Annotated in this window: 11 protein-coding genes; 10 read left to right on the forward strand and 1 reads right to left on the reverse strand. The window is 64.4% G+C overall.

What is annotated here, in order from left to right:
* The first annotated feature begins 113 nt into the window (after window positions 1–113).
* From aroQ to accC, 3 genes are all read left to right on the forward strand, one after another.
* Window positions 114–569 carry a type II 3-dehydroquinate dehydratase gene (aroQ, locus tag AA098_RS24610; RefSeq protein WP_003255330.1) on the forward strand — a complete coding sequence of 152 codons (456 nt, stop codon included), beginning with the start codon at window positions 114–116 and terminating at the stop codon, window positions 567–569.
* Between the two features lie 100 nt (window positions 570–669).
* On the forward strand, window positions 670–1,131 hold the full coding sequence (gene accB, locus AA098_RS24615) for an acetyl-CoA carboxylase biotin carboxyl carrier protein (RefSeq protein WP_003255332.1): 462 nt from the start codon (window positions 670–672) through the stop codon (window positions 1,129–1,131).
* A 17-nt stretch (window positions 1,132–1,148) separates the two neighbouring features.
* The gene (accC, locus tag AA098_RS24620) at window positions 1,149–2,504 is read left to right on the forward strand and encodes an acetyl-CoA carboxylase biotin carboxylase subunit (RefSeq protein WP_003255333.1); all 1,356 of its coding nucleotides are present in this window, start codon (window positions 1,149–1,151) and stop codon (window positions 2,502–2,504) included.
* 368 nt (window positions 2,505–2,872) lie between these two features.
* Here the strand turns inward: accC and AA098_RS24625 are convergent, their stop codons facing one another.
* Window positions 2,873–4,726 (reverse strand): sigma-54-dependent Fis family transcriptional regulator, encoded by a 1,854-nt coding sequence (locus tag AA098_RS24625; protein WP_003255335.1) that lies wholly within the window; start codon window positions 4,724–4,726, stop codon window positions 2,873–2,875.
* A 283-nt stretch (window positions 4,727–5,009) separates the two neighbouring features.
* Here AA098_RS24625 and AA098_RS24630 point away from each other — a divergent pair, with 283 nt between their 5' ends.
* The 7 genes from AA098_RS24630 (at window position 5,010) to AA098_RS24660 (ending at window position 12,959) form a co-directional block, all read left to right on the forward strand.
* A complete protein-coding gene (locus AA098_RS24630) occupies window positions 5,010–6,065 on the forward strand; it encodes an ATP-NAD kinase family protein (RefSeq protein WP_003255336.1) in 1,056 nt (351 codons plus the stop codon).
* Window positions 6,066–6,087: 22 nt separating this feature from the next.
* Window positions 6,088–7,065 carry a thiamine pyrophosphate-dependent dehydrogenase E1 component subunit alpha gene (locus tag AA098_RS24635; protein WP_003255338.1) on the forward strand — a complete coding sequence of 326 codons (978 nt, stop codon included), beginning with the start codon at window positions 6,088–6,090 and terminating at the stop codon, window positions 7,063–7,065.
* Window positions 7,066–7,098: 33 nt separating this feature from the next.
* Window positions 7,099–8,121 carry an alpha-ketoacid dehydrogenase subunit beta gene (locus AA098_RS24640; protein ID WP_003255340.1) on the forward strand — a complete coding sequence of 341 codons (1,023 nt, stop codon included), beginning with the start codon at window positions 7,099–7,101 and terminating at the stop codon, window positions 8,119–8,121.
* A complete protein-coding gene (locus AA098_RS24645) occupies window positions 8,118–9,224 on the forward strand; it encodes an acetoin dehydrogenase dihydrolipoyllysine-residue acetyltransferase subunit (RefSeq protein WP_010951828.1) in 1,107 nt (368 codons plus the stop codon). The genes AA098_RS24640 and AA098_RS24645 overlap by 4 nt, the downstream gene beginning before the upstream one ends.
* Before the next feature lie 52 nt (window positions 9,225–9,276).
* Window positions 9,277–10,341 (forward strand): 2,3-butanediol dehydrogenase, encoded by a 1,065-nt coding sequence (locus AA098_RS24650; protein WP_223279163.1) that lies wholly within the window; start codon window positions 9,277–9,279, stop codon window positions 10,339–10,341.
* A 212-nt stretch (window positions 10,342–10,553) separates the two neighbouring features.
* Complete coding sequence (locus AA098_RS24655) at window positions 10,554–12,287, forward strand: C13 family peptidase (protein ID WP_064615073.1); 1,734 nt, start codon at window positions 10,554–10,556, stop codon at window positions 12,285–12,287.
* A 27-nt stretch (window positions 12,288–12,314) separates the two neighbouring features.
* A complete protein-coding gene (locus AA098_RS24660) occupies window positions 12,315–12,959 on the forward strand; it encodes an oxidoreductase (protein WP_003255346.1) in 645 nt (214 codons plus the stop codon).
* Window positions 12,960–13,004 lie beyond the last annotated feature (45 nt).

The following is a 13,004-nucleotide window of genomic DNA, read 5'->3' on the forward strand; positions in this document are numbered from 1 at the left end:
CGCGAACCTCGGACATCGTGCTGGCTATTGCCGGGAACTGGACACTTGCCGTTGCTTTACGGCACACTCGCCGCGCTGTGTCGAATTGCCCTACAAATCCAAGGAATCCGCAGATGGCAACGCTACTGGTGCTCCACGGCCCCAACCTCAACCTGCTCGGTACTCGCGAGCCAGGCCACTACGGCGCCGTGACCCTGGCTCAGATCAACCAGGACCTGGAGCAACGCGCCCGCGCCGCAGGCCACCATCTGCAGTACCTGCAGAGCAATGCCGAATACGAACTGATCGACCGCATTCACGCCGCACGCAACGAGGGTGTGGACTTCATCCTGATCAATCCGGCTGCTTTCACCCACACAAGCGTCGCATTACGTGACGCATTGCTTGCGGTGAGCATCCCATTCATCGAAGTGCACCTGTCCAACGTGCACAAACGCGAACCGTTCCGTCACCACTCCTACTTTTCCGATGTTGCCGTAGGGGTGATCTGCGGTCTGGGCGCCAGCGGTTATCGCCTGGCCCTGGAGTCCGCGCTGGAACAACTGGCTGCCAACGCACAGCCCAAATGATGAAAACCCTGGCCTAAGTGGGCCGGGGTTCGAGAGAAACGTTTCAGATACGTTTTTTTGTATTTCGCCCCCTGACCGAACCTTTGGGAGTTGATGATTAATGGATATCCGTAAAGTCAAGAAACTGATCGAGCTGCTGGAAGAGTCTGGCATCGACGAACTGGAGATCAAGGAAGGCGAAGAGTCGGTCCGTATCAGCCGTCACAGCAAGACCCCAGCTGCCCAGCAGTTCTACGCACCGGCGCCTATGGCCGCCGCCCCTGCCGCTGCGCCGGTTGCCGCTGCTGCGCCAGCCGCCGAAGCCACTGCTGCCGCCCCGGCCCTGAAAGGCACCGTGATCCGTTCGCCAATGGTAGGTACCTTCTACCGCAAGCCTTCGCCGACCTCGCCTAACTTCGCTGAAGTTGGCCAGTCCGTGAAGAAAGGCGACACCCTGTGCATCGTCGAAGCCATGAAGATGATGAACCACATCGAAGCCGATGTTGGCGGTGTCATCGACGCCATCCTGGTAGAAGACGGCCAGCCGGTTGAGTTCGACCAGCCGCTGTTCACCATCGTTTGAATCGCGGAGAGCCAACGATGTCTGGGAAGCTCGAAAAAGTCCTGATCGCCAACCGCGGGGAAATTGCCCTGCGGATCCTGCGTGCCTGCAAAGAGCTGGGCATCAAGACCGTCGCCGTGCACTCCACTGCCGACCGTGAACTGATGCACCTGGGCCTGGCAGACGAGTCGGTCTGCATCGGCCCTGCATCGTCGAAGGATTCCTACCTGCACATCCCGGCGATCATCGCTGCCGCCGAAGTGACTGGCGCCACCGCGATTCACCCGGGTTACGGCTTCTTGGCTGAAAACGCCGATTTCGCCGAGCAGGTGGAAAAATCCGGTTTCGCCTTCATCGGCCCGAAAGCCGACACCATTCGCCTGATGGGCGACAAGGTTTCGGCCAAGGACGCGATGATCAAGTCGGGCGTACCGACCGTACCGGGCTCCGATGGCCCACTGCCGGAAGACGAAGAAGTCGCCCTGGCGATTGCCCGTGACGTCGGCTACCCGGTGATCATCAAGGCCGCCGGTGGCGGTGGTGGTCGCGGCATGCGCGTGGTGCACAAGGAAGAGGACCTGATTTCCTCGGCCAAGCTCACCCGTACCGAAGCCGGTGCTGCCTTCGGCAACCCGATGGTTTACCTGGAGAAGTTCCTGACCAACCCACGTCACGTGGAAGTGCAGGTACTGTCCGACGGCCAGGGCAACGCCATTCACCTGGGCGACCGTGACTGCTCGCTGCAGCGCCGTCACCAGAAGGTCCTGGAAGAAGCACCAGCCCCGGGCATCGATGAGAAAGCCCGCCAGGAAGTGTTCAAGCGCTGCGTCGATGCGTGCATCGAGATCGGCTACCGTGGTGCGGGTACTTTCGAGTTCCTGTACGAAAACGGCCGCTTCTACTTCATCGAGATGAACACCCGCGTGCAGGTTGAGCACCCGGTGTCGGAGATGGTCACTGGCATCGACATCGTCAAGGAGATGCTGAGCATCGCCGCTGGCAACAAGCTGTCGTTCCGCCAGGAAGACGTAGTGATCCGCGGCCACTCGCTGGAGTGCCGGATCAACGCCGAGGACCCGAAGAAGTTCATCCCGAGCCCAGGCAAGGTGAAGCACTTCCACGCCCCGGGCGGCAACGGCGTACGCGTCGATTCGCACCTGTACAGCGGTTATTCGGTTCCGCCGAACTACGACTCGCTGATCGGCAAGCTGATCACCTACGGCAAGGACCGCGACGAAGCCATGGCGCGCATGCGCAATGCCCTGGACGAGATCGTCGTCGACGGCATCAAGACCAACATCCCGCTGCACCGCGACCTGGTGCGTGATGAAGGCTTCTGCAAAGGCGGCGTCAACATTCACTACCTCGAGCACAAACTGGCCAACCAGGAGTGATCGTGTAGTGTGATGTACCAGAACCCCGGCCCTGTGCCGGGGTTTTTTATTGCCTGCCTGAAGCTGGGGCCGCGTTGCGGCCCTATCGCGACACAAGGCCGCTCCCACAGGTTGCGCGCGTGCCTCAGGACCGACGCCGTCCTTGTGGGCACCCCGGCTCTGTGCCAGGTTGTTTTATTGCCTGCCTGAAGCTGGGGCCGCGTTGCGGCCCTATCGCGACACAAGGCCGCTCCCACAGGGATCGCGCCCGCTTTTAGAAATTGAGCAAGACAGTTGCTCCCACAGGTTGCGCGCATGCCTCAGGACTGACGCCGTCCTTGTGGGAGCGGCCTTGCGTCGCGAAAGGGGCGCAGCGCGCCCCCAGGGCTCTACCCCTTCATCCGCGGCATGTCGATGCGATGCTCATGCACTCGCCGATAAAGCGTCGCCCGCGAAATACCCAAAGCCCGCGCCGCATCAGCCGGCTTCCAGCGATGGCGAATCAGCGCGTCCAGCAACAACTGCCGTGCCGGGCACGACACCCCGCTTTCAGCCGAGCCAACCGCTTCACCGCGCACCTCCTGCGGCAGATCCTGAAGCCGCACCTGCCCGCCTTCACTCACCGCACAGGCATACCGCAACACCTGCCGCAGTTGGCGCAAATTGCCCGGCCAGCGATAAACCAGCAGCGCCTGCAGCGCGTCATCCGCCAACACCACCTCCACCCCGCAGGCCGCCGCCTCTTCGGCCAGCAACTGGTGAATCAGCCCCAGCCGGTCATCACGCTCACGCAAGGGGGGTAGCTCAAAGCGGGCATTGGCCAGGCGGAAGTACAAGTCTTCACGAAATCGCCCGTCCTCCACCATCGCCGCCAGATCGCGATGGGTCGCACAGATCACCTGAATATCCACCCGCTCCCGCCGCGCCGCACCCAGCGGCGCCACCTCGCCCTCCGCCAGCACCCGCAGCAGGCGGGTTTGCAGGTTCAGCGGCATGTCCCCGATCTCGTCGAGGAACAGCGTGCCGCCATCGGCCTGCTGCAACAGCCCTTGCATGCCTTTGCTGGAAGCACCGGTGAAGGCCCCGGCCACATAGCCGAACAACTCGCTCTCGATCAGGGTTTCCGGAATGGCCGCGCAGTTCAGGGTAACGAACGGGCCATCACAGCGCTGGCTTTGCTGGTGCAGCTGGCGGGCGAATACCTCCTTGCCGGCCCCGGTCTCACCCAGTACCAGCACCGCCAGGTTGCAGTCCTTGACCCGCGTGGCCAACCGCAGGTGTTGCTCGATACGGGTGTCCTGGGCCTGGCGCAAAGGCTGCGCACGCTGGCGTTGCTGCGGTGCGCTGACCCGGCCATACAAACCGCCCAGACCAGGCAGGCGCTGGGCGGACGACGCGCTCACCCGGCGCAGTTGGTCGATGTCGAACAGTTCGCCAATATGCTCAGGCAAGCGCCCCAGGCGCTCCACCAGCCGTTGCCGCGCCAGGCTGTTGATTGCCTGCAAACGGCCATCGGCATCCCAGGCCAGCAGGTAATCGGGTTGGCTCTCCACATAGCCCGGCGTGCCATGCGCGCGCATCACCCAGTGGCCCTGGGCGCTGTGCATGAAGAAAGCGTTTTCGATCTCGCGGGCGGTCTGCTCGACCAGTTGGCGGATCAGGTGCTGGCTGCGCCGATCGTCCGGCGACTGCAAGGCCGACACATCGACCACGCCCAGCAGCTCGCCCAATGGGTCGAACACCGGCGCCGCTGTGCAGGTCAGGCCGATGAAGGCGGCGCGAAAGTGATCGCGCTTGTGCACCGTGACCGGGGCCTTGCTGGTCAGCACCGCCGCCACACCGCATGTGCCCTCCTCGCCCTCCGACCAGCAGGTCCCCAGATACAGCCCGGCCTTGCGACAGTCGTTGCGGATGGCCGACTCGACCCGGTAATCGATGGTGCGCCCCTGGGCATCGGTAAGCAGCACGCAGTAGTCAGCGCCGCGCACCCGTTCGTGCAAGCGCGCCACGGCATCGCTGGCGATGCGCAGGAACAGCTCGGCGCGTTCGCGGCATTCGTTGAGCAGGCTTTGGGAAAGGATCCGCGGCCCCTGCTGGGAACCGGGGTCGAGGCGGTACACATCCATGGAGCGGCGCCATGAATCGAGGATCAGCGGTGGTACCGGCGCCTGCGGCAGGCGGTCGGCATTCTTCAACACCCTGCTGACGCAGTCCACATGGGCTCGGGAGTTCGCGGCAAGCATTCAGGCCCTCCGGTTCTCGTTACTGTTTTTATCGTTGTCCGGCCATTAAGCGCCTCTGGGCATGCCCCGACAAGCACTGTGTGATTACCGGCTGGCTTGAGACGCAGCGTCTCAGCGTCTCGGCAACGCCGGCCCGGCGCTGGCACCCGGCGTCTCGCCGCCACACCCGTGAAGACCTGCCCGAACACGACCAGAACCCTCTAGCCCGGCCACTTCAGCCATCGCGAAGAAAGCTGGCACCCCGCTTGCTCCTCCCCTTGCAAACAAAAATATGAGGTGCGCCATGCCGCTACCCGCCCCGATTGTCGGGATCATTGCCAACCCTGCCTCTGGCCGCGACCTGCGCCGCCTGACCGCCAATGCCGGGCTCTATTCGAGCACCGACAAGGCCTCGGCTATCCAGCGCCTGCTGGCCGCTTTCGGCGCCACCGGCATTGGCCAGGTGTTGTTGCCCAGCGACATGACCGGCATCGCTGCCGCAGTGCTCAAGGCCAGCCAGGGCCCAGGGGCCCGTGACCAGCACTGGCCGGCCATCGAGATCCTCGACCTGCCACTGACCCAGACCGTGGCCGATACCCGCCTGGCAACCCGGCGCATGGTCGAGCGCGGCGTGGCGATGATCGCCGTGCTGGGCGGTGATGGCACCCACAAGGCGGTCGCCGCCGAGGCCGCTGACGTGCCGCTGCTGACCCTGTCCACCGGCACCAACAACGCCTTCCCCGAACTTCGTGAAGCCACCAGCGCGGGCCTGGCCGGTGGCCTGCTTGCCAGTGGCCGGGTACCGGCCAGCATCGGCTTGCGCCGCAACAAACGCTTACTGGTGAACGTGCCTGAACAACAGCTGGCCGAATGGGCCTTGGTCGAGGTGGCCGTGTCGCCGCAGCGCTTCATCGGTGCCCGTGCGCTCAGCCGCAGCGAGGACCTCTGCGAAGTCTTCGCCTGCTTCGCCGAACCCCACGCCATCGGCCTGTCGGCCCTGTGCGGTCTGTGGTGCCCGGTGTCACGGCAAGACCCGCACGGCGCCTGGGTACGCCTGGCCCCCGACGCCGAACAGGCGCTGTTGGCGCCGTTGGCGCCCGGCCTGCTGCAAGCCTGCGGCATCTCCGCCTGCGGTCAGCTGACGCCCGGCGTCGCCCAGCGCCTGAGCCTCGCCAGCGGCACCCTGGCCCTGGACGGCGAACGCGAAATCGAATTTGCCGAGCATGACACCCCCACCATCACCCTCGACCACCAAGGCCCACTCAGTGTGGACGTCGAGGCCGTGCTGGCGCATGCCGCCCGCCACCACCTGCTGGCCGTCCCGCGCGGCCACCGGCTGCACCCTGCAAACCCGTGTTGAGACAACCCCGGAGAACAACAAGATGTCCAATCAACTCAGTACTGATCAACTGCTGCATGCCTATGAAGTCATGCGGACCATCCGCGCCTTCGAAGAACGCCTGCATGTGGAGTTCGCCACCGGCGAAATTCCCGGCTTCGTCCACCTGTATGCCGGCGAAGAAGCCTCTGCAGCCGGGGTCATGGCCCACCTGCGCGACAGCGACTGCATCGCCTCGACCCACCGCGGCCATGGCCACTGCATCGCCAAAGGCGTGGACGTGTACGGCATGATGGCCGAGATCTACGGCAAGAAAACCGGCGTGTGCGGCGGCAAGGGCGGCTCGATGCACATTGCCGACCTGGAAAAGGGCATGCTCGGTGCCAACGGTATCGTCGGCGCCGGCGCACCACTGGTGGCCGGGGCGGCGCTGGCGGCCAAGCTCAAGGGCCGCGATGACGTGTCGGTAGCCTTCTTCGGCGATGGGGCATCCAACGAGGGCGCCGTGTTCGAGGCCATGAACATGGCGTCGATCATGAACCTGCCCTGCATCTTCGTGGCCGAGAACAACGGCTACGCCGAGGCCACTGCCTCCAACTGGTCCGTAGCCTGCGACCACATTGCCGACCGCGCTGCCGGCTTCGGCATGCCAGGGGTCACCATCGACGGCTTTGACTTCTTTGCCGTCTACGAGGCCGCCGGCGCTGCCATCGAGCGCGCCCGCTCCGGGCAAGGGCCGTCGCTGATCGAGGTCAAGCTCAGCCGTTACTACGGCCATTTCGAAGGCGATGCGCAAACCTACCGCGCCCCTGATGAAGTGAAGAACCTGCGCGAATCCCGCGACTGCCTCATGCAATTTCGCAACAAGACCACCCGCGCCGGCCTGCTCACGGCCGAGCAACTGGACGCCATCGACGCCCGCGTCGAGGACCTGATCGAAGACGCCGTACGCCGCGCCAAATCCGATCCCAAGCCACAGCCCGCCGACCTGCTCACCGACGTCTACGTCGCCTACCCCTGAGCCGCGGATTACAAGAACAACAGGAGAACCACCATGGCAAGAAAGATCAGCTACCAGCAGGCCATCAACGAGGCCCTGGCCCAGGAAATGCGCCGCGACAGCACAGTGTTCATCATTGGCGAAGACGTCGCCGGCGGCGCCGGTGCGCCCGGCGAGGATGACGCCTGGGGTGGCGTGTTGGGCGTGACCAAAGGCCTGTATCACCAATTCCCCGGCCGCGTGCTTGACGCGCCGCTGTCGGAAATCGGCTACGTCGGCGCGGCCGTCGGTGCCGCCACCCAGGGCCTGCGCCCGGTGTGCGAACTGATGTTCGTCGACTTCGCCGGCTGCTGCCTGGACCAGATCCTCAACCAGGCCGCCAAGTTCCGCTACATGTTCGGCGGCAAGGCAGTGACCCCGCTGGTGATGCGCACCATGTATGGCGCCGGCCTGCGTGCGGCAGCCCAGCACTCGCAGATGCTCACCTCGCTATGGACGCACATCCCCGGCCTGAAGGTGGTGTGCCCATCCTCGCCTTACGATGCCAAGGGCCTGTTGATCCAGGCGATCCGCGACAACGACCCGGTGATCTTCTGCGAACACAAACTGCTGTACAGCATGCAGGGCGAGGTGCCGGAAGAGGTGTACACCGTACCGTTCGGCGAAGCCAACTTCTTGCGCGATGGCGACGACGTGACCCTCGTTACCTACGGGCGCATGGTGCATGTGGCGCTGGAGGCTGCCAACAACCTGGCCCGCCAGGGCATCGACTGCGAGGTACTGGACTTGCGCACTACCAGCCCGCTGGACGAGGACAGCATTCTGGAAAGTGTGGAGAAGACTGGCCGCCTGGTGGTGATCGATGAAGCCAACCCGCGCTGCTCGATGGCTACCGACATCAGCGCGCTGGTGGCACAGAAGGCTTTTGCCGCACTCAAGGGGCCGATCGAAATGGTCACCGCGCCACATACCCCGGTGCCGTTCTCCGACGCCCTGGAAGACCTGTACATCCCTGACGCGGCGAAGATCGAAGCCGCCGTGCGCAAGGTGATCGAAGCCGCAAGGAGTGCCGCATGAGCCAGATCCATACCCTGACCATGCCCAAGTGGGGCCTGTCGATGACCGAGGGCCGGGTGGACACCTGGCTCAAGCAGGAAGGTGACGAAATCAGCAAGGGCGACGAAGTGCTGGACGTCGAGACCGACAAGATCAGCAGCAGCGTCGAAGCGCCGTTCAGCGGCGTGCTGCGCCGCCAGGTGGCCAAGCCGGATGAAACCCTGCCCGTCGGCGCACTGCTGGCGGTGGTGGTCGAAGGCGAAGCAGAAGAGGCCGAGATCGATGCCGTGGTACAGCGCTTCCAGGCCGAGTTCGTCGCCGAAGGCGGCGCCGACCAGAGCCAGGGGCCGGCCCCTCAGAAGGCGGAAGTCGGCGGGCGCCTGCTGCGCTGGTTCGAGCTGGGTGAAGGCGGCACACCGCTGGTGCTGGTGCACGGGTTTGGCGGTGACCTCAACAACTGGCTGTTCAACCACCCGGCACTGGCTGCCGAGCGGCGGGTCATCGCCCTCGACCTGCCGGGCCACGGCGAGTCGGCCAAGGCCCTGCAGCGGGGCGACCTGGATGAGTTGAGCGAAACCGTGCTCGCCCTGCTCGACCACCTGGACATCGCCAAGGCCCACCTGGCCGGCCATTCCATGGGCGGTGCCGTCAGCCTCAACGTGGCGCGCCTGGCCCCGCAGCGGGTGGCCAGCCTGAGCCTGGTGGCCAGCGCCGGTCTGGGCGAAGCGATCAACGGGCAGTACTTGCAAGGTTTCGTCACCGCGGCCAACCGCAATGCACTCAAACCGCAGATGGTGCAATTGTTTGCCGACCCGGCGCTGGTCACCCGGCAAATGCTGGAGGACATGCTCAAGTTCAAGCGCCTGGAAGGTGTGGACCAGGCCCTGCAGCAGCTGGCAGGGGCGCTCGCCGACGGCGACCGGCAGCGCCACGACTTGCGCGGGGTCCTTGGCAATCACCCGGCACTGGTGGTGTGGGGTGGCAAGGATGCGATCATCCCGGCCAGCCACGCCGAGGGCCTGGAAGCCGAAGTACAGGTGCTGCCAGAGGCCGGCCACATGGTGCAGATGGAGGCGGCCGAACAGGTCAACCAGCAACTGCTCGCATTCCTGCGCAAGCACTAAGCCCTTTTCGTGAGCCTGGAGAACAACAATGAATGACCTGAGCCACACCCACATGCGCGCGGCCGTCTGGCATGGCCGCAACGATATTCGTGTCGAACAGGTACCTTTGCCGGCCGACCCAGCGCCGGGCTGGGTGCAGATCAAGGTGGACTGGTGCGGCATCTGCGGCTCCGACCTGCACGAATATGTTGCCGGCCCGGTGTTCATCCCGGTAGAGGCCCCGCACCCGCTGACCGGCATTCAGGGCCAGTGCATCCTCGGCCACGAATTCTGCGGCCACATCGCCAAGCTTGGCGAAGGCGTGGAAGGCTATGCGGTAGGCGACCCGGTGGCGGCAGACGCGTGCCAGCATTGCGGCACCTGCTATTACTGCACCCATGGCCTGTACAACATCTGCGAACGCCTGGCGTTCACCGGCCTGATGAACAACGGTGCCTTCGCCGAGCTGGTCAACGTGCCCGCCAACCTGCTCTACCGGCTGCCGCAGGGCTTCCCTGCCGAAGCCGGGGCACTGATCGAACCGCTGGCGGTGGGTATGCACGCGGTGAAAAAGGCCGGCAGCCTGCTTGGGCAAACCGTTGTAGTGGTGGGGGCCGGCACCATCGGCCTTTGCACCATCATGTGCGCCAAAGCCGCGGGCGCAGCGCAGGTTATCGCCCTGGAAATGTCCTCAGCACGCAAAGCCAAGGCCAAAGAGGTTGGCGCCAACGTGGTGCTGGACCCCAGCCAGTGCGATGCCCTGGCGGAAATCCGCGCACTGACTGCAGGGCTGGGCGCCGATGTGAGTTTTGAGTGCATCGGCAACAAACATACGGCCAAGCTGGCCATCGACACCATCCGCAAAGCAGGCAAGTGCGTGCTGGTGGGTATTTTCGAAGAGCCCAGCGAGTTCAACTTCTTCGAGCTGGTGTCCACCGAGAAACAGGTGCTGGGGGCGTTGGCGTACAACGGCGAGTTTGCTGACGTGATTGCCTTCATTGCTGATGGTCGGCTGGATATTCGCCCGCTGGTAACCGGCCGGATCGGATTGGAGCAGATTGTCGAGCTGGGCTTCGAGGAACTGGTGAACAACAAAGAGGAGAACGTGAAGATCATCGTTTCACCTGGTGTGCGCTGATTGCACCTTGAAGGTAACGTGGCACCTGTGGGAGCGGGCGGGCCCGCGAAGAAGCAACACGGTCGAGGGCACCGGCTTCGCCGGTGTTCGCGGCTGAAGCCGCTCCTACAGGGCACGCGCAAGGTTCCAAGGCTGTGCGCCGACACAGGGGCTCGCTGTCTCAGGATCCCATTCTGCGTCATACTCGGCAGACCTATTGCCCGGTCATCGCCATGCGTCCATTGCTCCCCATTACCCTGGTCCTGCTGCTCGCCGCCTGTGGCGATGGCGAATCGCTGCTCCCGCCGGACGCACGGCTGCCTGACGGTGGGCGTTACCGGGGGCAGGTGGTCGATGGCCTGCTGCAGGGTGAGGGCCGGATCGACTACCCCAATGGCAGCTGGTACGCCGGCAGCTTCAAGGACGGCCAGTGGCACGGCCAGGGCGAATGGCATGGCCAGAACGGCGAGGTCTACCGCGGCCAGTTCGCCGAGGGGCTGTTTCAGGGCCTGGGCGAGCTGACCACCCTGGGCAGCCACTATAGCGGCACCTTCCGCCACGGCCGCCGCGACGGCGAGGGCACCCTCAAGCAAGCCGACCAGACCTACCGCGGCCAGTTCAAGGACGACCTGTACGACGGCGCAGGCCAACTGGAGCTGGCCGACGGCAGTCGCTACCAAGGCCTGTTCGCCAAGGGCAAGCCCAACGGCGCCGGGGTGCGCAGCGATGCCAGCGGCAACCAGTTCAGCGGCCACTTCGTCAACGGCCAGCTACAAGGCGCCGGCACCTACGACAGCGTTGATGGCGAGCAGTACATCGGCGAGTTCAAGGACAACCGCCTGGAGGGCCGAGGCCGCTACGAAAATGCCGATGGCGACGTGTGGATCGGTGAATTCAAGGACGGCTCGCTGATCGGCGAAGGCGAGTTGCTGGGCAGCGATGGCAGCCACTACAAGGGTGAGTTCGCCGACTGGCGTCTGTCGGGCCAGGGCAGCCTGCAACTGGCCGACGGCAGCAAGTACATCGGCGGTTTCCTGAACGATGCCTACCATGGCCATGGGCGGCTGATTCTGCCCAGTGGCAAGGTCGTAAGCGGAACATGGGCCAACGGCGTGCGCGTGCGCGACCAGAATGGCAAGCTGCTGCCAGACCCACTGGACCTGGCGTTGCTCAACCAGGGCCGGCTGCTGGACGAGGCGCTGGCTCGGGTACCTCGCTCGGCGCCACCGATCCAGCTGTATAGCCTGGTAGTGGCCGGCGATGGCCAGCAAAGCGTATTCCTGCGCGAAGCCGACTACGTCAGCAATCTGCTAAAGGTGCGCTTTGGCGCCCGTGGCCAAGTGACCCTGGTCAACCACCGCGACCACATGGCCACACGCCCCATGGCCACCCGCGAAAACCTCTCCCGCGCTGCCGCCACCCTGGCAGAGCGCAGCGGCCCCGAAGACCTGGTGTTCATCTACCTCACCAGCCATGGCAGCCAGGACCACCAACTGGTGCTCGACCAGCCCCGTCTGCAACTGGCCGACCTGGCCGCTGACGAGCTGGCCACTGCCTTGGCGCCGCTGAAGGATCGCGACAAGGTAATCGTCATCTCCGCCTGCTATTCAGGGGGCTATATCGCTCCGCTCAAAGACGAGCGCACGCTCATCATGACCGCTGCCCGGGCCGACCGCGTCTCCTTCGGTTGCTCGGAGGAAGCCGACTTCACCTACTTTGGCGATGCCCTGTTCGCTGAAGCGCTGAACCAGACCGACGACCTGAAACAGGCGTTTGAACTGGCACGTGCCAGCGTTGCCGAAAGAGAACAAAGGGAAGGCTTCGAGGCCTCCGAGCCGCAGCTGTGGGCACCACCGGCCGTGCTTGAGCACTGGCATCACCTGCGCCAGCAACAAGCCGAAAAAGCATTGCGTAACGCCACACAGGCCAACGTGAGGGAACAGGCAAAAATGCCCGGCACTCACTAGACTTGTGTGTAACAAGGGAGAGACATCATGTACTTGACGCCTCAGCATGTCCTGCTTGCCGGAGCCACCGGCCTGACCGGTGAACACCTGCTAGACCGCCTGCTCAACGAGCCCACCATCACCCGTGTCCTCGCGCCTACACGCCGGCCATTGGCCGAGCACCCGCACCTGGAAAACCCGGTGGGCGACCCGGCGGTATTCCTTCCGCAACTGGCCGGGCGGGTCGACATCGCGTACTGCTGCCTGGGCACCACACTGAAGCAGGCGGGTTCCGAATCGGCTTTCCGCGCAGTGGATCTGGACATGGTGGTCGCCTTCAGCAAGCGTGCCCGAGAAATGGGCGCACGGCATCTGCTGGTGGTCAGTGCAGTGGGCGCCGACCCTAAGTCGTCAATTTTCTATAACCGGGTCAAGGGCGAGATGGAAGAAGCGCTCAAAGCTCAGGACTGGCCACAGCTGACCATCGTGCGGCCCTCGTTCCTGCTGGGCGAGCGGCTGGAGCCACGGCTCACTGAACAGCTTGTTGCGCCATTTTCCAGGTTGATACCCGGGAAGTATCGGGGAATCGAGGCTTGTACCCTGGCGCGAGCACTGTGGCGGCTGGCGCTGGAGGAAGAAGACGGCGTGCGGGTTGTGGAGTCGGATGAGTTGCGCAGGTTGGGCAAGATCTAGGCTTCGCTTGTGCTGGCCTCTTCGCGGGTACGCCCGCACCCACTG

Origin of the sequence: Pseudomonas sp. JY-Q, from assembly GCF_001655295.1 — a bacterium.
Lineage (GTDB): Bacteria > Pseudomonadota > Gammaproteobacteria > Pseudomonadales > Pseudomonadaceae > Aquipseudomonas > Aquipseudomonas alloputida.